Raw genomic sequence first — 19365 nt, 5'->3', positions numbered from 1 at the left:
GGTTGCTTAATCTCAATATTTGGACTCATCAGTCCGATTTGACGTAGAGCCCACTTTTTTTGTTTTTTAATTGATTTCAATTTTTCAATTTTCTAGTCAGTGGTTAAGTATCAGTTATTGAACTATTATATTTATAATTGTTTAACTTCTTATGTTAAGTTTTAGCAATGGTATTTTTTAAAATTAGCATTAATTTTTGATTAAAAAAGAAATGTTCATATTGTTAAACACTTTAGTTTGTACTAAGATAAAGCTAATGTTTAAAAACGGAGGCTACTATGAGTAAACAACGTGTAAGTTTAAAGTATTTTTTTAGTAATATTCTAAATGCGGTAGGTGCTGGAGTAGTATTAGCTTTATTACCAAATGCGTTATTAGGAGAATTTTTGAAGTTATTTATGGATGCACATCCAATGCTCGAAAATGTGTTTCAATTAGTAATGATAATTCAATCATTCATGGCATTTATTATCGGTGTTTTAGCTGCACATCAATTTAAGTTTAATGGGGCAGGTTCTTGTATGGTAGGCGTAGCCGCAATGCTTGGATCTGGAGCGGTTCAATTTACAGCTAAGGGCATTGTTTTAAAAGGGATTGGAGATATAATCAATATCATATTAGTTGTAATTATAGCTTGTGCAATGTTTATGATTTTACATGGGAAATTAGGCTCACTTGAAATGATTATATTACCAGTTTTAATACCTGTATTAAGTGGATTAATTGGTTTAATAACTTTACCTTATGTACAAACAATTACTAAAGGACTTGGCCATATGGTGAATTCATTCACTGATCTTAATCCTTTAATTATGTCTATACTTATTAGTGTGACTTTCTCATTGTTAATGGTTACACCTATTTCATTAGTTGCCATAGCAACAGCTATAAGTTTAACTGGTTTGGGAAGTGGTGCTGCTAACATGGGCATTGTCGCAGCTTGTGTGACTTTTATATTCGGTTCAATAAGAGTTAACTCTATGGGGGTTAATATTGTTTTACTTATAGGTGCAGCGAAGATGATGATTCCAGTCTATTTAAAACATTTAATTATTGCAGTTCCTTTAACTTTAAATGGTATCGTCTCTGGTGTATTGGCATATGCTATAGGTATTAAAGGTACACCTTTATCTGCCGGATTTGGTTATACAGGCTTGGTAGGACCGATTAATGCATATAATAGAATGTCTGGAGACGCTACTATAAATATTATTTTGCTCGTTTTCGGCTATTTTGTTATTCCATTTGTGAGTGCATTCATTATACATGAAATATGCAAAAAATTAATACCAAGCTATCACGATGGCATATACAAATTCGAAATTCCTAAACAATAATAGCAATTAAGATGTTTGTACAAAAATTTAATTTATATAATGAAATAAATTTAATTCATAGCTTTTGACTGAATTGAGAAAGTGTTTATATTGACCTTTTCTCAACTCTAGTTAACCTGTCAGGGTGAGACAAAAATTTAAATCGAATTTTGTTTCACTCTTTTTTTAAAATTTTATTGTATATTAATGCGTTTATATGTATAATAATGAATTAATTAAAGGAGGTTGCTTATGAAAAAATTAACTAAAGTACTTGCGATAGCAATCTTAATTAGTTTGACATTGATATACATACAACCAATGGCATTAGCTGATGAAGATGCAACTTGGAATAAAATTAAAGATAGGGGTGAATTAAGAGTAGGATTATCAGCTGATTATGCACCATTAGAATTTGAAAAAACTAAAAATGGTAAAACAGAGTATGCTGGTGTAGATATTGAATTAGCAAAAAAAGTTGCTAAAGATAATCATTTAAAGTTAAAAATAGTGAATATGCAATTTGATAGCCTACTTGGAGCTTTGAAAACTGGAAAAATAGACGTAATTATATCAGGAATGACAACAACACCTGAAAGAAAAAAAGAAGTTGATTTTTCCGAGCCATATATGGAAACAGGAAATGTTATGTTAATTAGAAAAAATAATAATGATACCTACCATAAGTTGAGTGATTTTAATAATAAAAAAATAGGAGCTCAAAAGGGAAGTGAACAAGAAAAAATTGCACAGCAAGAAATAGAAAATGCACAAATAAGTTCATTAAATCGTTTACCAGATGCAATTTTGGCACTTAAAAGTAAAAAAATTGATGGTTTAGTAATCGAAAAACCAGTAGCAGATGCTTATGCTAAGCAAAATAAGGATTTAAATATTGCCCATGTTTCTTTCAATGAAGAAAAGAAACCCACAGTTATAGCACTACCGAAAGACTCACCAATTTTATTAGAACACTTAAATCACTCTATTAAAGATGTTAAAGATAAACATTTAATTAATAAATATATGGATATTGCTTCAGAACAAATGGTTAATGATGGAAGCTTTATTCAAAAGTATGGAACTTTTTTCTTAAAAGGATTACAAAACACTATAATAATCTCTTTAATTGGTGTTGTATGTGGAGCAATAATCGGGTCATTTATTGCACTTGCAAAATTAAGTAAGTTTAAAATTATTTCTTTACCCGCAACAATATATATAGAATTTTTAAGAGGAACACCGATGTTAGTGCAAGTGTTTATCGTATTTTTTGGCACTACCGCGCTTTTAGGATTAGACATTTCTGCTTTAATTTGTGGGACGATTGCCTTAGTTATTAATTCTTCAGCCTATATTGCTGAGATAATTAGAGCTGGAATTAATGCAGTTGATAAAGGCCAAACTGAAGCTGCACAATGCTTGGGGTTAAACTACTCAAAAACAATGATTCATATCATATTGCCTCAAGCTTTTAAAAATATATTGCCAGCGCTAGGAAACGAATTTGTAACTTTAATAAAAGAATCATCAATCATATCTACAATTGGGGTTGGTGAAATTATGTTTAATGCACAGGTTGTTCAAGGTATTTCATTTGATCCATTTACGCCATTAATCATAGCAGCATGTATGTACTTTGTATTAACTTTTTCATTATCAAGATTAATGAGTTTAATCGAAGGGAGACTGAAAGCAAGTGATTAAAATTGAAAATTTAAATAAAAAATTTGGAAAAAATGAAGTGCTTAAGGATATTAATTTAGAGATTAAAAAAGGTGAAGTATTAGCGATTATAGGACCATCAGGAAGTGGAAAAAGCACTTTATTAAGATGTATGAATTTGTTAGAAACACCGACAAATGGAAGGGTTATATTCGAAGGTAATGAACTCTCTAATCACAAAAATAACTTAAATAAATTACGTCAAAAAATGGGCATGGTCTTTCAAAATTTTAATCTATTTCCACATAAAACTGTATTAAATAACATCATATTGGCACCTAAGTTATTAAATAAAAGCGATTTAAATCAATTGAAACAAGAGGCATTAACTTTATTAGAAAAAGTTGGACTTGAAGATAAGGCAAATGTATATCCTTCTCAATTATCTGGAGGACAAAAACAAAGAGTTGCGATTGCAAGGGCACTGGCTATGCATCCAGATATTATATTGTTTGATGAACCTACGTCTGCATTGGATCCAGAGGTAGTGTATGATGTGCTAAAGGTAATGAAAGATTTAGCTAAAGAAGGAATGACAATGGTTGTTGTTACACACGAAATGGGATTTGCAAAAGATGTGAGTGATAAAGTTATATTTATGGCAGATGGGTATGTTATTGAAGAAGGTTCACCTCAGCAAATATTTCAATCACCAACACATCAAAGAACGCAAAACTTTTTATCAAGAGTTTTATAATAAGTAAACAAATAACAGCGAGTCTGAGACATTATTTCATGTTTCAAACTCGCTATTTTTAAATTGAACTGGAATATTTACTAGGAAAGTGTTCAATTATTATATAAATAAATAACGATTTCATAATGTGGATTATGTTAAAATGTCATATGTATCATTTTTAAGGAGGCAAATAAATTGGATTATAATTGGCTTAAACAAGAAATCATCGATTATGCATATTCAATAGGTATTGATAGTATAGGTTTTACTACTGCCGATCCATTTGATGAACTTAAAAAGAAATTAGAAGATTATCATGCAAATGGCTATGCTTCGGGTTTTGAAGAGTCAGATATTTCATTAAGAACTGAGCCAAAATTAAGTTTGCCTACCGCACGCTCAATTATAGCAATTGCTGTTGGATATCCGAATAAGCTTAAAGGTGCGCCTAAAAGTGTCAGAGGTGATCGCCGAGGTATGTTTGCTCGTGCCTCTTGGGGGCAAGACTATCACTCTATTATGCGTAAACGTTTAGATAAACTTGCTGATTTTATTCAATCTAAAGTTCCTGATGTAGAATTAAAAAGTATGGTTGATACTGGTGTATTATCAGATAGGGCCGTTGCTGAACGAGCAGGTTTAGGATTTGCTGGACGTAATGGTTTTATTATTAATCCAGATTTAGGAACATGGAGTTATTTAGGTGAATTGTTAGTGAGTATCCCATTTGAACCTGATGATCCATTACTTGATAGCTGTGGAGATTGTACAATTTGTGTAGATAGATGTCCTACAGGGGCGCTTGTTGGAAATGGTCAATTGAATTCTCAAAAATGTATTAGTTTTTTAACTCAAACTAAAGGATATTTGCAAGATGAATATAGATATAAGATAGGCAATCGCTTATATGGATGTGACACGTGCCAACAAGTTTGTCCTAGAAATAGGGGAATCAATACAACACATGATGACATTATACTAGAACCTGAGATTCTAAAACCAAGATTGGTACCGTTATTACAAATGAGCAATAAAGAATTCAAACAAACATATGGGCATTTAGCTGGTGCTTGGCGAGGTAAAAAACCAATTCAACGTAATGCAATCATAGCTTTAGCACATTTTAATGAAGAGACAGCAATACCAGAACTTAAGGAAGTTGCATTAAATGATCCAAGACCTATGATAAGAGGGACGGCATACTGGGCGATTGGCCAAATTCAAGGTGAAGATGCACGTGAATTTATAGTTGCAAACTATGAAAATGAAATTGAGGAAGTTCAAAATGAAATGATAAAAGGACTAGAAATGAGGAAACTTTAAATGACAAACCATATTGTTTTATTTCAACCAGAAATTCCTGCAAATACTGGTAATATTGCACGTACCTGTGCAGGAACGAACACACATTTACATTTAATTAAGCCTTTGGGCTTCAGTACTGATGATAAAATGTTAAAACGTGCTGGCCTTGATTATTGGGAGCATGTAAATATTACTTATCATGAGAGTATTGAAGACTTTTTCGATGCTACTCAAGGTGAGTACTACTTACTAACTAAATTTGGAAAACAAACGTATAGTGATTTTGATTTTTCTAAAGAAGATACAGATTATTATTTTATATTTGGAAGAGAAACGACTGGATTACCGGATTGGGTAAAAGACAAATACGCTGACACGGCATTAAGAATTCCTATGAGTGAAAATATCAGATCGTTAAATTTATCTAACACAGCCGCTTTATTAATTTATGAAGCATTGCGACAACAAAATTTCCCAGGCTTATCCTAATAAGTAGTTTGTTAGTTAAAATTCAATGCATCTATTTAATAAAAAATGTTATATTTATTAGTGATTTATAATAACATTTTTAAAATAGTTTGATTTAGTGTCTAATAGGGTAATTTAACGAATAATACGTTATTTATATGACATTGATGAACTAAGAGGAGTGTAATGACAATGGCAATGAACTTTAAAGTATTTAATGATGTAGAACATGTAGCTGAGTACACAGCAGATATCATTAGAAAGCAATTTAATAATAACCCTACAACTATTGCGGGAATTCATTTAACAAAGGATGCTGCACCTGTTTTAGATGAGTTAAAGAAAGATGTAGATCATAATGCGGTTGATTTTAGTCAAGTAAATATCTTAGATTATGACGATAATCGCTCTTACTATGAAGCATTAGGTGTACCTGCTAGTCAAATTTATCCAATTAATCTTGACGATGATGCAGAATCTTTAATTGATGACAAAATTAAAACTAAAGAAAATAAAGGTAAATTAATTTTACAAGTTACTTCTATTGATGAATCAGGTAGTTTAAATGTAAATGTAAGACAAGGATTATTAAAAGCGCGTGAAGTAGTATTAGTTGTGACTGGTGCTAATAAACGTGAAGTTGTTAAAAAACTTTATGAAGAAAATGGTAAATCTAGCTTTGAACCATCTGATTTAAAAGCTCATAGAATGGTAACAGTTGTTTTAGATAGAGCAGCTGCAGAAGGTTTACCTGAGGATGTTAAAGAATATTTCACTGCTAGATTTGCTTAAATTTAAAAGTGAGGTCTGAGTTATGACTAAAAATAAAGATTCAGAATTAAATTATCATGAGGAAGAAAATGCGATGGTTCAAGATTTAGATGACTTGAAAACCTTGGGTAAAGAAATGGAACAAATTTCTGAAGAAAACGACGAGGACAAGTTGAATCAATCGCATGAGTAAATTAAAACTTGATGATAATTAACAAAATAAATATTAGTTATGAACTAAGTAACCTAAGATGTTAAAGATGTCTTAGGTTATTTTTTTAATGAAGCAATATATATTGTCATTTGAGTGCGTAATTTGATCAATCAATCATTTAATTCAATTTAATGCTATAAAAATTATGGTAAAATAAAATTCAATGAAAATGTATAAGGAGAGCTTAAAATGTTACATAAATATTGGCTTCCACTTACGATTGCCACAATTATAATTAGTTTACTTTCTATCAAAGGATTTCCAATAGCATTCGGTGCACTTTACTTACCTATTTTGTTTAAAATCATAAAATTACAATTAAATTTATCTAAAGGCTTAATTGATAATATTAGTGCTCAGCCTTTTATTAAGAGTAATCAAACAGGAGTGTTCATAAGTGTGTTGTGTTGTATTTTAATAACTGGTATTTTAATTTATTCTTTAAATGATATTTATACGCAATTCACTGGTTTTATAGGATTTCTAGTTCAAATAAGTCCTATTACAATAACTTTAAGTATTATATTTTATATTTTGAGTGCTTTAGCTGTTATTAAAGCAGTAAAAGTTAAATATCAAGTCTAACTTAAGCGAGCAACGGTCAATTACGATAAGACAAAATTTTTTCAAAGATAGTAGCGATTGGGACATTAAATCATTGTTTCAATCGTTATTTTTTTATATCTATGATATAAATTTGTATTATTGAAACCGCTTTAGTAATGCATTGCCCCTTTAATTTAAATAATGCTATACTATGAATAAATAATTGTATAAGGGGAGATTATCGCATGTCAGTAAGAATTGAACACGATACATTCGGAGAAATTGAAGTACCTGGTGATAAATATTGGGGTGCACAAACGGAGAGAAGTAAACGAAACTTTCCTGTAGGTAAAGAACGTATGCCAATTGAAGTAGTATATGGATTTGCTCAATTAAAACGAGGTGCAGCATTAGCAAATCATGAACTAGGAAAACTAAGCGATGCTAAAAAAGATGCAATCGTTTACGCTTGTGATTTAATTTTAAAAGGGGAATTAGATGAACATTTCCCACTAGTTGTTTGGCAAACAGGAAGCGGTACGCAAAGTAACATGAACGTTAACGAAGTAGTCAGCTTCGTAGCAAATAAATATTTAAAAGAACAAGGTATCGATGAATCGATTCATCCTAATGATGATGTGAATAAATCTCAAAGTTCAAATGATACATTTCCAACAGCAATGCATGTTGCATTATATCATGAAGTTGAAACAAAACTTGAACCTGCATTAAAACATTTACGTGATACTTTTAAAGAAAAAGAAGATAAATACCAATCAATTATTAAAATTGGACGTACACACTTACAAGATGCGACACCAATTAAATTAGGTCAAGAAATTAGTGGCTGGCGTTATATGTTAGATAAATGTGAAGAATTATTAGCTGAATCAAAAAAACATATCTTAAGTTTGGCTATCGGTGGAACTGCCGTAGGTACAGGTATTAATGCACATCCAGAATTTGGTAATAAAGTTGCTAAATTTATCTCAGAGAATACTGGATATAACTTTGTATCATCTGAAAATAAATTCCATGCGTTGACTTCACATGATGAAGTCGTGCAATTACATGGTACGTTAAAAGCCGTAGCAGCAGACTTAATGAAAATCGCCAATGATATTAGATGGTTAGCTTCTGGTCCTAGAGCGGGACTTGCAGAGATTTCAATTCCTGAAAATGAACCAGGATCATCTATCATGCCTGGTAAAGTAAATCCAACACAATGTGAAATGTTAACTATGGTTGCAGTACAAGTTATGGGTAATGACACTACAGTTGGTATTGCAAGTTCTCAAGGTAATTTTGAATTAAATGTATTTAAACCAGTAATTCTTCATAATACATTACAATCAATTTACTTACTTGCAGATGGTATGCAAACGTTTAATGATAATTGTGCAGTCGGCATTGAACCAATTGAAGAAAACATTAATAATTATTTAAATCAATCATTAATGTTAGTTACTGCACTAAATCCACACATTGGTTATGAAAAAGCTGCTCAAATAGCTAAGAAAGCACATAAAGAAGGGTTAACTTTAAAAGAATCTGCTATTCAATCTGGTCATGTTACAGAAGAGCAATTTGAAGAATGGATTAAGCCTGAGGATATGGTTGACCCACACTAAAAAGCAACCACATATAACTAATAAAAGGAGTAACTGTCTATGAATCGATAGTTACTCCTTATTAATTATTCATCATCCAAACTAACTGATATTAATTCTTGAGTGAGTGGATGTTTAAACTCAATTTTATGACTATTAAGTTCTAGTTGGCGTAATGTAGAATCACCATACAAAGGATCGCCTATAACAGGATGACCAATTTCAGCTAAATGAACCCTAATTTGATGGGTACGACCCGTATCTAGTTTAATATCCAATTGACATACGCCTTCTTTAATCATTTTAGAGGAAAGAATATGCGTAATCGCTCGTTGACCTGTATTAGAAATTCGTCGTTTATTAGGATGGAATTTATCCTTACCTATAGGACTATCAATAGTTTGAGATTTAATTGGTAATAATGACTTAACATTAGCCTTATATATTCTAGTAATTTCATTTTCTTCCAACATACGATCTAGAATTTTTTTCATTAGAGGATTCTTAGCTACAATGAGTAAACCAACTGTTTCTTGGTCTAAGCGATGAATAGGTTCGACATAATCACTTTCTAATGTATAAATAACATGATTCATTAAAGTGTTACTCTCTTTTAAATCATTTGGATGCGTCTTAACGCCTTTAGGTTTCATGACAATAGCTAAATCATCATCTTCATAACTAATTTGTGCGTAACGATAACTAGGTAAGTAATTACTTTTTTCTACTGGTGTTGGAATGTAGATATCATCCCCGATAACCACTTTATCTGTTAATTTCGCAGGGTGATTGTTAATAGTTATATCTTTTGACATATTTAACTGATGTAAGTCTTTCTTAGGCAATTTCAATGATTGAAAAATTTCTCTCAAAGTATTTTGATTATAATTCTCATGTATTTTAAACTTCATAATTTCCTCCTAATAGCATTCGCATTAATCATACCATATCTCAGATTGCTAATAACGTATATTAATCACAATCTTACGAATTTCATAATAAATAATAATATGTAACTTAAACATTTTTACATTTTTAAAAATGTAAATCTCACTGTATAATAAGACTAATGCAAATATGAGTAACTGAGGCGATTTCATGGAAAAACCAACACGCTTAGCATTATTAAAAGAAATAGCAGAATATCTCAATGAGGAAACAGAATTATATAATATGATGCACGGTGCTTTAAATTATTTAATAAATGGTAGTAACTTTACAACTGGTTGGATCTTCTTTATAGATAATAATGGCCATCATGAGATGGTAGCTGATGTTGATCTTCCAGGTGCATTAAAGAAGGATAATTGCTGTTATATGAAAGAGGGATCTTGTTGGTGTGTCACTGCGTATCATAATGAGCGTTTAACGAAGGCTTCTAACATAATCAATTGTTCTAGAATAAATTTAGCAAATCAAGCATATAAAGCAGAAACGGAAGGTGTAACACACCATGCTACAGTGCCACTACGCTCTGGCACAGAACAATATGGTTTACTCAATGTTGCATCACCATATACTACGCGTTATAGCGAACAGGATTTAGCCCTATTAGAATCGGTCGCTTTACAGATAGGCTCTGCAATTAAACGCATATATTTAACTGATCAAGAAAAAGAGGCAGCTAGATTAAATGAACGTAATCGTTTAGCAAGAGACTTACATGATTCAGTAAACCAATTATTATTTTCATTAAAATTGACCGCTCATGCAGCACATGACATAACGACAGATGAAATTGCGAAAAAAGCTTTTAAGACAATTGAAGAAACAAGTCAAAATGCGGTTAATGAAATGCGTACACTAATTTGGCAACTTAAACCAGTAGGTCTTGAGCATGGTTTGGTGCAGGCATTAAATCAATATGCGCAAATTCTAAATATAAAACTAACAATAAATGTTGAGGGAATTATTAGTTTATCGAATATCGTAGAAGAGAACGTTTATAGGATATTACAGGAATGTATAAATAATACTAAAAAACATGCTAAAACTAATTCAGTGCATATTATTTTAAAACAAGATAAAGAAAAGTTGATCATTATTGCAAAAGACGAAGGAATTGGTTTCGATATGAACAAAGAAACTAATACTTCATCACAAGGGTTAAAAAATATAAGTCAACGAATTTATGCATTAAATGGACAAGTTAAAATAGATACAATGCCTAACAAAGGAACAACGCTTTCTTTAAAGCTTCCTTTGTAAATTGGTGAAAGGAGAAAAAATTGTGGCTAAGGTCATATTGATTGATGACCATCATATTGTAAGACAAGGATTGGAATTCCTTTTATCGACGGTGGCTGATTTGGAAGTTTTGGCAAGCTTATCGGATGGTCAATCTTTAATTAATTATTTAAATGAAAATGATATACCAGATATCATCCTTCTTGATTTGGTAATGCCTGAAATGAATGGTATTGAAGTGACAGAATACGTGAAATCTCATTTCCCTGATATTAAAGTATTGGTATTAACAAGTTATGTTGATGATGAACATGTTATTTCAGCTATTAATAAAGGGGCTGATGGATATGAAATGAAGGATGTTGAGCCTCAAAAATTAATTCAAACCATACATGACGTTTTAAATAATAAACGGATTATTCATCCAGAAGCACAAAGTGTAATAGAGACCGTGTCTTCAAAACCTCATAACACTAATAAGCTATCTAAACGAGAAATAGAAGTATTAGCTGAAATGGTAAAAGGTAAAACGAACAAAGAAATTGCAAATACGTTATTCGTTTCTGAAAAAACAATAAAAACACATGTTAGTCATATATTTAATAAGTTAAGTGTAACAGACCGTACACAAGCAGCAATTTATGCTATTGAAAATAAACTTGTATAGAGTGTAATATAATAAATCGTGAAAGAGGTAGGAATGAAAATACAATTAAAATGTAAAGGCTTATTAGAAGTGAGTTAGCAAATAAATTAATTTAATTATTTTGATAATTTCGCCATTAATGAAATTGTATACAAAAACAAAAATTCCTCTTTTCATTTTATTGAAAATATATTAAGATGTAATTTGTGTTTCAAGAAATGTGTATTATTGCAATTTCTTGTGTCCGGATAAATTAACCCCTATTAGAAAGGTAGAGAATAAAATATGGATAGACAGAGTTTCACAGATTTAATTCAAACAAAATTTAAAATGGTAAGAATTGAAGCGGGCTATACGCAAGATACTATGGCTCAAACAATTGGCCTTTCAAAAAAAACATTAGTTCAAATTGAGAAAGAACGTGTGTTACCAAACTGGACAACATGTGTTTCAATTTGTGCATTATTCAGAGATTCAGATGTTTTAAATAATACGTTTGGTTGCGATCCTTTAGAAATTGTTCAAACTATTTCACGTAATCATTGTGCATATCCAAATCATTCAACAACAAGTGATATTTATTGGAATACTATCGAAACACGTAATGGTTTTATGTTACAAAGTAATAAAGTAAGCAACATATATAGAGTTTTAAATTCTGAAAAGCAACCTATCTTTGGCACTTCAAAATTAAGAGAAGCTGAAACATACTTTAACAGAAATGCTAAAGAAGAATTAATGCACGTTTAATAGTAGTTAAAATATTATGATTTAATATGAAAGTGATAGAAGAATCACACCAGATTTAATCACTTTTAATTTATATACATTCAAGGTGTGTGGTTATTACTTATGGCGAACATAATGTTCTGAGACTACATAGCTTAGTTGTAAAACTGACTGAACTGAGATTAATCTTATATCAAGAAATTCTCAGCTTAAGTTTAACTTGATATTAATTAAAAGACGAGCCTAAGATATTTGATATCGCGGCTCGATTTTTTTATTTTCAAAACAATTCAGCATTTTCAATTTTAATGAAAAGTAAAATTAAGGAACCATATATTCTAAAATGATATAATCATCATATTGTGAAAATAATTTTTAAGGAGAAATCGAGATGCAAGCTTTTTTAGTTATCCTATTTATGGTAGTAGTAGGGGCTGTAATTGGAGGTGTAACAAATGTAATTGCAATAAGAATGTTATTCCATCCATTTAAACCATATTATATATTCAAGATGCGTATACCATTTACACCTGGTCTAATTCCTAAAAGAAGAGAAGAAATTGCTACTAAGATAGGTCAAGTGATTGAAGAACATTTGATAACAGAGTCAGTTATACATCAAAAGTTAAATGAACCAAATACTCGTGAAGCAATCAATGATTTAGTAATAAAGCAATTGTCTAAACTAAAAAGTGACGATGCTACAATACGAAAATTTGCAAATCAATTTGATTTTGATCTTGATGACCTCATTAACAATAAGCTAGATAAAACCATAATAAATAAATTGAATAATTATTACTATGATAAACAGGCAACATCAATTAATGAAATTCTTCCTGCAGAAGTAATAACAATGGTTGATGAAAAATTAGACCAAGCAGGAGATTTAATTCGAGAACGTGCACGTAATTATCTTTCTTCAGATAAAGGTGCTAGAGATATTTACGATATGCTAGATACATTTTTTGCTGAAAAAGGTAAAATTGTTGGATTATTACAAATGTTTATGACTAAAGAAAGTATTGCTGAACGTGTTCAACATGAATTAATACGTTTAACAAGACATCCTAAAGCAAAAGTTATTATTGACAAAGTGATTCGAGGTGAATATGAAACATTAAAATCTCAACCTTTAAGTAATGTTGTTAAAGAAGAACAATTTACAAATATAAGTGAATCCTTGGTGCATTTAATCATGACAAATTTACAATTAAATGAAAAAATGGATACTCCAATCAGTAAGTTAACACCAAAATTAGTTGATCAAATTCAAGTAGGAGTTGCTAATGCAATTACTGATTTAATAATTAAACAAGCATCTAATCATTTATCAACGATAATGACAAAAATAAATTTACGTCAGATGGTTGAAAATCAAATTAATACCTTTGACTTAGATTATATTGAAAGATTAATTATTGAAATCGCTAATAAAGAGTTAAAACTTATCATGTCATTAGGTTTCATTTTGGGTGGTATTATAGGATTTTTCCAAGGTATAGTCGCAATCTTTGTCTAACTATAAATAATATGTTATGGTAATAAAGAGTTGTCAAAATTACTTTTCACTAAGGAGTGCAAACAAACATGGCAGTAAATTTATATGATTATGCAAATCAACTAGAACAAGCATTAAGAGATAGTGATGAATATAAAGCTATTAAAGATGCTTTCTCTAAAGTTAAAGATAATGAAGAATCAAAAAAATTATTCGATGAGTTCCGTGAAACTCAATTAAGTTTCCAACAAAAACAAATGCAAGGTGAAGAAATTCCTGAAGAAGATTTAGCAAAAGCTCAAGAACAAGCTCAAGCAATTGAAAAAGATGAAAATATTTCTGAATTAATGCAAGCTGAGCAAAAAATGAGCCAAGTATTCCAAGAAATTAACCAAATCATTGTTAAACCTTTAGATGAAATTTACGCTGACTAATTGTTAGCACAATAAGCTACAAAGCTTTCAATTGAAAGTTTTGTAGCTTTTTTAATATATAAGTTCATCGCCCCAATTAAATAAGTTATGGTAAAATATAGGAATACATAAAGATAAACGAAGATGCAATTAAGGAGCTAATTTCAATGATAAAATTTATTCACTGTGCAGATTTACATCTCGACAGCCCCTTTAAATCTAAAAGTCATTTGGCGCCATCAATTTTTGAAGATGTTCAAAACAGTGCTTATGAAAGCTTTAAGAAGATTGTCGATACAGCATTAAAAGAAGAAGTTGATTTTGTTCTCATCGTTGGAGATTTATTTGATAGTGAGAATCGTACGTTGCGTGCTGAAGTATTCTTGAAAGAACAATTTAAGCGATTAGAAAAAGAACAAATTTTCGTTTACATAAGTCATGGTAATCATGATCCACTTACTGAAAAAATTACTAATGATTGGCCAGATAATGTTTCGGTCTTCTCAAATAGAGTAGAAACATATCAAGCTATCACAAAAGATGGAGAGACAATTTTTGTTCATGGTTTTAGCTATCAACATGATACAAGTTATGAAAATAAAATTGATGAGTATCCATCTAGCCAAGGTAAAAAAGGTATTCATATTGGAATGTTACACGGTACTTATAGTAAATCTTCAACTAAAAATCGCTATACTGAATTTATTTTAGAAGATTTGAATCAAAAACTATATCATTATTGGGCACTTGGCCATATTCATGAAAGACAAGAATTAAGTGATATGCCACCAATTTACTATCCTGGAAACATTCAAGGACGTCATTTTGGTGAGCAAGGACCTAAGGGATGTTTATTGGTAGAAGGTGACCATTTACGATTAAACGCTAATTTTATTCCAACGCAACAAATTAGATTTGAAGAAGCTGCTATCAATACAGACAAACTTACAAAACAAGGTATCTATGAAGCAATTCAATCCTTCAAAGAAAGCGTACGTTCTGATGGAAAGGCTTTTTATAGATTAACTGTAAATGTTGACAGTGATAGACCCATATCTTCACAAGACATTAGTCAAATTAAAGAAATGATTGATGACTATGAAGAAAATGAACATCACTTCGTAATCATAGAAACGCTCACATTTAAATATATGCAAATGGATGAAGTACCTCTTGTAAGAGAATTTTCAGCTGATTTAATCAAAGATAATAAAGTGTTTGAAGAGGCGATGACTGAATTATATTTAAACCCTAGAGCATCCAAATATTTAGAAGATTATACTGAGTTTGATACTGTTGAACTTGTTAATCGCGCTGAGAAAATTTTAAAGGCAGACATGAGAGGTGAAAGTGATGATCATTAAATCTTTAGAGATTTACGGCTATGGCCAATTTGTGCATCGCAAAATAGAGTTCAACCGTGAATTTACTGAAATTTTTGGTGAGAATGAAGCTGGTAAATCAACGATTCAAGCTTTCATACATTCTATACTTTTTGGCTTTCCAACGAAAAAAGAAAAAGAACCTCGACTTGAACCCCGTATGGGTAATCAGTATGGGGGAAAACTTACGCTTATACTAGATGACCAATCAGAGATCGTAGTAGAGAGAGTTAAAGGTAACATTTCAGGTGATGTAAAAGTTTACCTAGAAAATGGTTTGATTCGAGACGAAACTTGGCTCAAGAAAAAATTAAATTACATTTCTAAGAAAACTTATCAAGGTATATTCTCGTTTAATGTGCTTGGATTACAAGATATTCACCGTAACTTAGATGAGGACCAATTACAAAGTTATTTACTTGAAGCAGGTGCATTAGGTTCTTCTGAGTTCACAATGATGAATAAAATAGTCAGTCAAAAGAAAACCACGCTTTATAAAAAGGCTGGAAAAAACCCAATACTCAATCAACAGCTTGATGAATTGAAAAGCCTTGAAGCCCAAATAAGAGAAGAAGAATCTAAGTTAGATGAATATCATCGTTTAGTTGATGATAGAGATAAATCACAACGTCATTTGGAACATTTAAAAGCCAATCTAAACCAATTATCAAAAATGCATGAAAGTAAACAAAAGCAACTTGCTATTCATGAACAAGCTCAAGAATGGAAAGATTTAGAGCAAAAACTTAATATTGAGCCATTAAGTTTTCCGGAAAAAGGGATCGAGCGTTATGAAACAGCTTCAAATTACAAACAATCTCTAGCTAGAGATATAAGTTTGCGTGAAGAGAAATTAAAACAATTAGAGAATGAATTTAATACAATTCCTGCTTTGAACGAAGATACAGCTAATCATATTTATCATTTAACTCGTGATGAAAATGAAATTCAACAAGCTGAATTGAAATCTTCTTCACTTAAGCAAGAAATTGATGATTACGAGCGTCAAGAAGCTGATTTGAAAACAAGTATTGGTTGGCAAGAAGTTTATCACAATACAGATACCTCTGAATCTATGAAGAATTATGTTAGTGAAACTATCAAGACGCGAAATGAGCAAAAAGTGTTAAAACAACAAATTGAAAGAGCTATTGATGAAAATCAAATTGAACAAAATACGTTATCTCAGGAAATAGAAAACTTGGAAAAGAATTTAGTTTCTGAAGATTCACTGGATAAAAAGAAACAATATAATCAACAAAAGTTAGAACTACATGAGAAAGAAAATCTGTATAACAAACTTAAAGATACATTTAATTCTGATAAAGAAAGAAAGCAAAAGAGAAATTGGTGGCTTAGATTAAGTTTTATAGTGTTGTCTATAGTTGGTCTGGGTTTAACACTATTCTCATTTGTGACACAAAATTTAATTTTCGGAGTTATATTTGCAATCTTAACTGTCATATTTATTGTTGGTACTTTCTTGGTTAAGACCAAAGAAATTGATTACAGTGAATCAATTAGTGAAGAAATTAATGATTTGGAACAACAAATTAATGATTTGGAATCTAATTACGATTTAAACTTCGACTTAGATCAACAATTTCAACTACGTGAACGTTGGAGTAATGCAAGTAACAATAAAAGTGTATTAGCTAATAAATTAAATCATCAAGAGAATTTACTGCAAAAAACAGAACAACAAATCAATGACTTAACTCAAAAATTAAATGCAGTTAAAGAAAATGTGAAAGTACCTAATGAAATGACAGATGATTTATTACTAGATAGCTTTAAAACTATGAATCAACTTAAATCAAATGACAGTTACCGCAGTAAATTATTAGATCAACATCAACAAGTAAATCAGAAATTGACACATTTTTATGATAAAGCGCTTAAAAATACTGAAAATGAAATCACACCATTTAATAAAGCTTCACTATTTAATGATATGAAGAGCTGGATTTCTAAATACGAGAGTAATAAAGAGAAGAAAGAACAACTTAAAAGTCAAATAGAGTTATTAAGTAATGAATTGAAACAATTAAAAGAACAATTAGAAGAAAATGAAAAAACTATAAATACATTATTTACTTATATCAATGTTTCAAGTGAAGAAGCGTATTATCAATCTTACGAGCAATATCAATTGTATCACCAACAACTTGCAAGATTTAATGATTTAACTGCATATCTCGAAAATCAAAATTTCTCTTATGAAGATAGTTCGAATTTGAGCGAAAAAACAACTGCTCAATTGGAAGAAGAAGATGCGCTTCTTGCTAAACAAGTTGATGCATATAACGATCAGTATTTAGATAAACAAACTGAAGTTAGTGACTTAACCGCTCAAATTAATTACATGGAGACAGATAAAACATTATCTAAGTTAAGACATGAGTATTATAACTTGAAGAATAGAATGAATGATTTAGCTAAAGATTGGGCTAGTTTAAGTTACTTAGAAGGATTAATAAATGAACATATTAAGCAAATTAAAGATAAACGATTACCTCAAGTTATAAATGAAGCTGTAAATATATTTACGGCTCTGACACAAGGGAATTATAATATGATAACTTATGAAAATGATACAATAATGGTTAAACATAATAATGGCCAAATGTATCATCCACTTGAACTAAGTCAATCAACGAAAGAATTATTATATATTGCACTTAGAATTAGTTTGATTAAGATTTTAAGACCTTATTATCCTTTCCCAATAATTATTGATGATGCTTTTGTTCATTTTGATAAACAAAGAAAATCAATGATGTTAAACTATTTAAGAGAATTAGCGAAAGATTATCAAGTGTTATACTTCACTTGCATGAAAGATGCTGCAATTCCTTCTAAAGAGATGCTAATTTTAAATAAACTAGAGGAAGGCGGAAAACGATGAGAAATGTAGAAAAGCTAAATCCAGGAGATTCGGTTGAAAATTTCTTCTTAATTCATAGAGCTACACAAGGTGTTACTGCTCAAGGAAAAGACTATATGACTTTATTCTTACAAGACAAAAGTGGTGATATTGAAGCCAAACTATGGACTGTTAGTAAAGAAGATATGCAGATTCTTAAACCTGAGACAATTGTTTGGGTTAAAGGCGACGTGATTAATTATCGAGGTCGTAAACAGATGAAAGTCAATAAGTTTAGATTAGCTAATCCAGAAGACGGATTTAAGACTCAAGATTTCGTTGATGGTGCACCTTTATCTCCGGATGAAATCCAAGAAAACATTTCACACTATATTTTAGATATTGAAAATGCTAATTTACAACGTATAACACGTCATCTATTGAAAAAATATCAAGATAAATTTTTTACGTATCCTGCAGCAAGTTCACACCATCATAATTTTGCAAGTGGACTAAGTTATCACGTGCTTACAATGCTAGAAATAGCTAAGTCATTATGCAACATTTATCCATTGTTAAACCGTAGTTTGTTGTATAGTTCAATTATTTTGCATGATTTAGGTAAAGTAAGGGAATTAAGTGGTCCAGTGGCTACAACATATACAGTTGAAGGTAATTTGTTAGGACATATATCAATTGCAAGTGATGAAGTTGCGGAAGCGGCGAAAGAGTTAGGAATTGATGGTGAAGAAGTGATGTTACTTCGTCATATGATTTTAGCACATCACGGAAAAATGGAATTTGGATCACCTAAATTGCCACATTTAAAAGAAGCGGAAATATTATTCTTTATCGACAATATTGATGCAAAAATGAATATGTTTGAAAAAGCATTTAAGAAAACAGATAAAGGTCAATTTACTGAAAGAATTTTTGGTATGGAAAATCGACAATTCTACAATCCGGAAAAATTAGACTAATTTAAAAGCGTTTTTACCTTACAATAT

Annotated in this window: 18 protein-coding genes; 17 read left to right on the top strand and 1 reads right to left on the bottom strand. The window is 30.6% G+C overall.

The genetic code is table 11. The annotated features are described in order from the left end of the window. Positions 1 to 278 precede the first annotated feature (278 nt). From NR218_RS08690 to fumC, 9 genes are all read left to right on the top strand, one after another. Complete coding sequence (locus tag NR218_RS08690; RefSeq protein ID WP_033079570.1) at positions 279 to 1337, top strand: PTS transporter subunit IIC; 1059 nt, start codon at positions 279 to 281, stop codon at positions 1335 to 1337. A gap of 231 nt (positions 1338 to 1568) precedes the next feature. Next, complete coding sequence (locus tag NR218_RS08685) at positions 1569 to 3023, top strand: ABC transporter substrate-binding protein/permease (RefSeq protein WP_033079569.1); 1455 nt, start codon at positions 1569 to 1571, stop codon at positions 3021 to 3023. After that, positions 3016 to 3738 carry an amino acid ABC transporter ATP-binding protein gene (locus tag NR218_RS08680; protein ID WP_016931345.1) on the top strand — a complete coding sequence of 241 codons (723 nt, stop codon included), beginning with the start codon at positions 3016 to 3018 and terminating at the stop codon, positions 3736 to 3738. The genes NR218_RS08685 and NR218_RS08680 overlap by 8 nt, the downstream gene beginning before the upstream one ends. 177 nt (positions 3739 to 3915) lie before the next feature. Beyond that, positions 3916 to 5043, top strand: coding sequence for a tRNA epoxyqueuosine(34) reductase QueG (queG, locus tag NR218_RS08675; RefSeq protein ID WP_011275407.1), 1128 nt, complete (start codon positions 3916 to 3918; stop codon positions 5041 to 5043). Next, positions 5044 to 5514, top strand: coding sequence for a tRNA (uridine(34)/cytosine(34)/5-carboxymethylaminomethyluridine(34)-2'-O)-methyltransferase TrmL (gene trmL, locus NR218_RS08670; protein WP_016931343.1), 471 nt, complete (start codon positions 5044 to 5046; stop codon positions 5512 to 5514). A 171-nt stretch (positions 5515 to 5685) separates the two neighbouring features. Beyond that, positions 5686 to 6285, top strand: a complete 600-nt coding sequence (locus NR218_RS08665) for a 6-phosphogluconolactonase (protein ID WP_011275409.1) — start codon at positions 5686 to 5688, stop codon at positions 6283 to 6285. A 22-nt stretch (positions 6286 to 6307) separates the two neighbouring features. Next, a complete protein-coding gene (locus NR218_RS08660; RefSeq protein ID WP_011275410.1) occupies positions 6308 to 6457 on the top strand; it encodes an SAS053 family DNA gyrase inhibitor in 150 nt (49 codons plus the stop codon). Between the two features lie 210 nt (positions 6458 to 6667). Next, on the top strand, positions 6668 to 7063 hold the full coding sequence (locus NR218_RS08655) for a hypothetical protein (RefSeq protein WP_011275411.1): 396 nt from the start codon (positions 6668 to 6670) through the stop codon (positions 7061 to 7063). Positions 7064 to 7269: 206 nt separating this feature from the next. Beyond that, positions 7270 to 8655, top strand: coding sequence for a class II fumarate hydratase (gene fumC, locus NR218_RS08650; protein WP_037571293.1), 1386 nt, complete (start codon positions 7270 to 7272; stop codon positions 8653 to 8655). Positions 8656 to 8720: 65 nt separating this feature from the next. Here the strand turns inward: fumC and NR218_RS08645 are convergent, their stop codons facing one another. After that, a complete protein-coding gene (locus NR218_RS08645; RefSeq protein ID WP_265848489.1) occupies positions 8721 to 9545 on the bottom strand; it encodes an RluA family pseudouridine synthase in 825 nt (274 codons plus the stop codon). 187 nt (positions 9546 to 9732) lie between these two features. Between NR218_RS08645 and NR218_RS08640 the strand changes: the two genes are divergently transcribed. The 8 genes from NR218_RS08640 (at position 9733) to yhaM (ending at position 19338) form a co-directional block, all read left to right on the top strand. Then, on the top strand, positions 9733 to 10842 hold the full coding sequence (locus NR218_RS08640) for a GAF domain-containing sensor histidine kinase (RefSeq protein ID WP_011275414.1): 1110 nt from the start codon (positions 9733 to 9735) through the stop codon (positions 10840 to 10842). A gap of 22 nt (positions 10843 to 10864) precedes the next feature. Further along, positions 10865 to 11488, top strand: a complete 624-nt coding sequence (locus NR218_RS08635) for a response regulator (RefSeq protein ID WP_011275415.1) — start codon at positions 10865 to 10867, stop codon at positions 11486 to 11488. Between the two features lie 264 nt (positions 11489 to 11752). Continuing rightward, the gene (locus NR218_RS08630) at positions 11753 to 12217 is read left to right on the top strand and encodes an XRE family transcriptional regulator XdrA (RefSeq protein ID WP_011275416.1); all 465 of its coding nucleotides are present in this window, start codon (positions 11753 to 11755) and stop codon (positions 12215 to 12217) included. Between the two features lie 370 nt (positions 12218 to 12587). Further along, positions 12588 to 13718 (top strand): DUF445 domain-containing protein, encoded by a 1131-nt coding sequence (locus NR218_RS08625; RefSeq protein WP_048667995.1) that lies wholly within the window; start codon positions 12588 to 12590, stop codon positions 13716 to 13718. A 68-nt stretch (positions 13719 to 13786) separates the two neighbouring features. Next, positions 13787 to 14131, top strand: coding sequence for a YlbF/YmcA family competence regulator (locus NR218_RS08620; protein WP_011275418.1), 345 nt, complete (start codon positions 13787 to 13789; stop codon positions 14129 to 14131). 146 nt (positions 14132 to 14277) lie between these two features. Next, positions 14278 to 15474, top strand: coding sequence for a metallophosphoesterase family protein (locus tag NR218_RS08615; RefSeq protein ID WP_033079567.1), 1197 nt, complete (start codon positions 14278 to 14280; stop codon positions 15472 to 15474). After that, positions 15464 to 18400 carry an ATP-binding protein gene (locus NR218_RS08610; RefSeq protein ID WP_265848490.1) on the top strand — a complete coding sequence of 979 codons (2937 nt, stop codon included), beginning with the start codon at positions 15464 to 15466 and terminating at the stop codon, positions 18398 to 18400. Before NR218_RS08615 ends, NR218_RS08610 begins: the two co-directional genes overlap by 11 nt. Continuing rightward, positions 18397 to 19338 carry a 3'-5' exoribonuclease YhaM gene (yhaM, locus tag NR218_RS08605; protein ID WP_048667993.1) on the top strand — a complete coding sequence of 314 codons (942 nt, stop codon included), beginning with the start codon at positions 18397 to 18399 and terminating at the stop codon, positions 19336 to 19338. The genes NR218_RS08610 and yhaM overlap by 4 nt, the downstream gene beginning before the upstream one ends. Positions 19339 to 19365: the final 27 nt, after the last annotated feature.

The sequence above is a fragment of the Staphylococcus sp. SUC_1.2 genome (genome assembly GCF_026222585.1).
The sequence above is the reverse complement of the archived record's forward strand: the minus strand, read 5'-3'. Positions and strand labels throughout refer to the sequence as shown.

Coding starts and splice junctions, on each gene's coding strand:
- fumC (WP_037571293.1), top strand. CDS start 7,270: ATGTCAGTAAGAATTGAACACGATACATTCGGAGAAATTGAAGTACCT.
- NR218_RS08665 (WP_011275409.1), top strand. CDS start 5,686: ATGGCAATGAACTTTAAAGTATTTAATGATGTAGAACATGTAGCTGAG.
- NR218_RS08685 (WP_033079569.1), top strand. CDS start 1,569: ATGAAAAAATTAACTAAAGTACTTGCGATAGCAATCTTAATTAGTTTG.
- NR218_RS08630 (WP_011275416.1), top strand. CDS start 11,753: ATGGATAGACAGAGTTTCACAGATTTAATTCAAACAAAATTTAAAATG.
- NR218_RS08660 (WP_011275410.1), top strand. CDS start 6,308: ATGACTAAAAATAAAGATTCAGAATTAAATTATCATGAGGAAGAAAAT.
- NR218_RS08655 (WP_011275411.1), top strand. CDS start 6,668: ATGTTACATAAATATTGGCTTCCACTTACGATTGCCACAATTATAATT.
- NR218_RS08620 (WP_011275418.1), top strand. CDS start 13,787: ATGGCAGTAAATTTATATGATTATGCAAATCAACTAGAACAAGCATTA.
- NR218_RS08625 (WP_048667995.1), top strand. CDS start 12,588: ATGCAAGCTTTTTTAGTTATCCTATTTATGGTAGTAGTAGGGGCTGTA.
- NR218_RS08645 (WP_265848489.1), bottom strand. CDS start 9,545: ATGAAGTTTAAAATACATGAGAATTATAATCAAAATACTTTGAGAGAA.
- yhaM (WP_048667993.1), top strand. CDS start 18,397: ATGAGAAATGTAGAAAAGCTAAATCCAGGAGATTCGGTTGAAAATTTC.
- NR218_RS08690 (WP_033079570.1), top strand. CDS start 279: ATGAGTAAACAACGTGTAAGTTTAAAGTATTTTTTTAGTAATATTCTA.
- NR218_RS08640 (WP_011275414.1), top strand. CDS start 9,733: ATGGAAAAACCAACACGCTTAGCATTATTAAAAGAAATAGCAGAATAT.
- NR218_RS08615 (WP_033079567.1), top strand. CDS start 14,278: ATGATAAAATTTATTCACTGTGCAGATTTACATCTCGACAGCCCCTTT.
- NR218_RS08610 (WP_265848490.1), top strand. CDS start 15,464: ATGATCATTAAATCTTTAGAGATTTACGGCTATGGCCAATTTGTGCAT.
- trmL (WP_016931343.1), top strand. CDS start 5,044: ATGACAAACCATATTGTTTTATTTCAACCAGAAATTCCTGCAAATACT.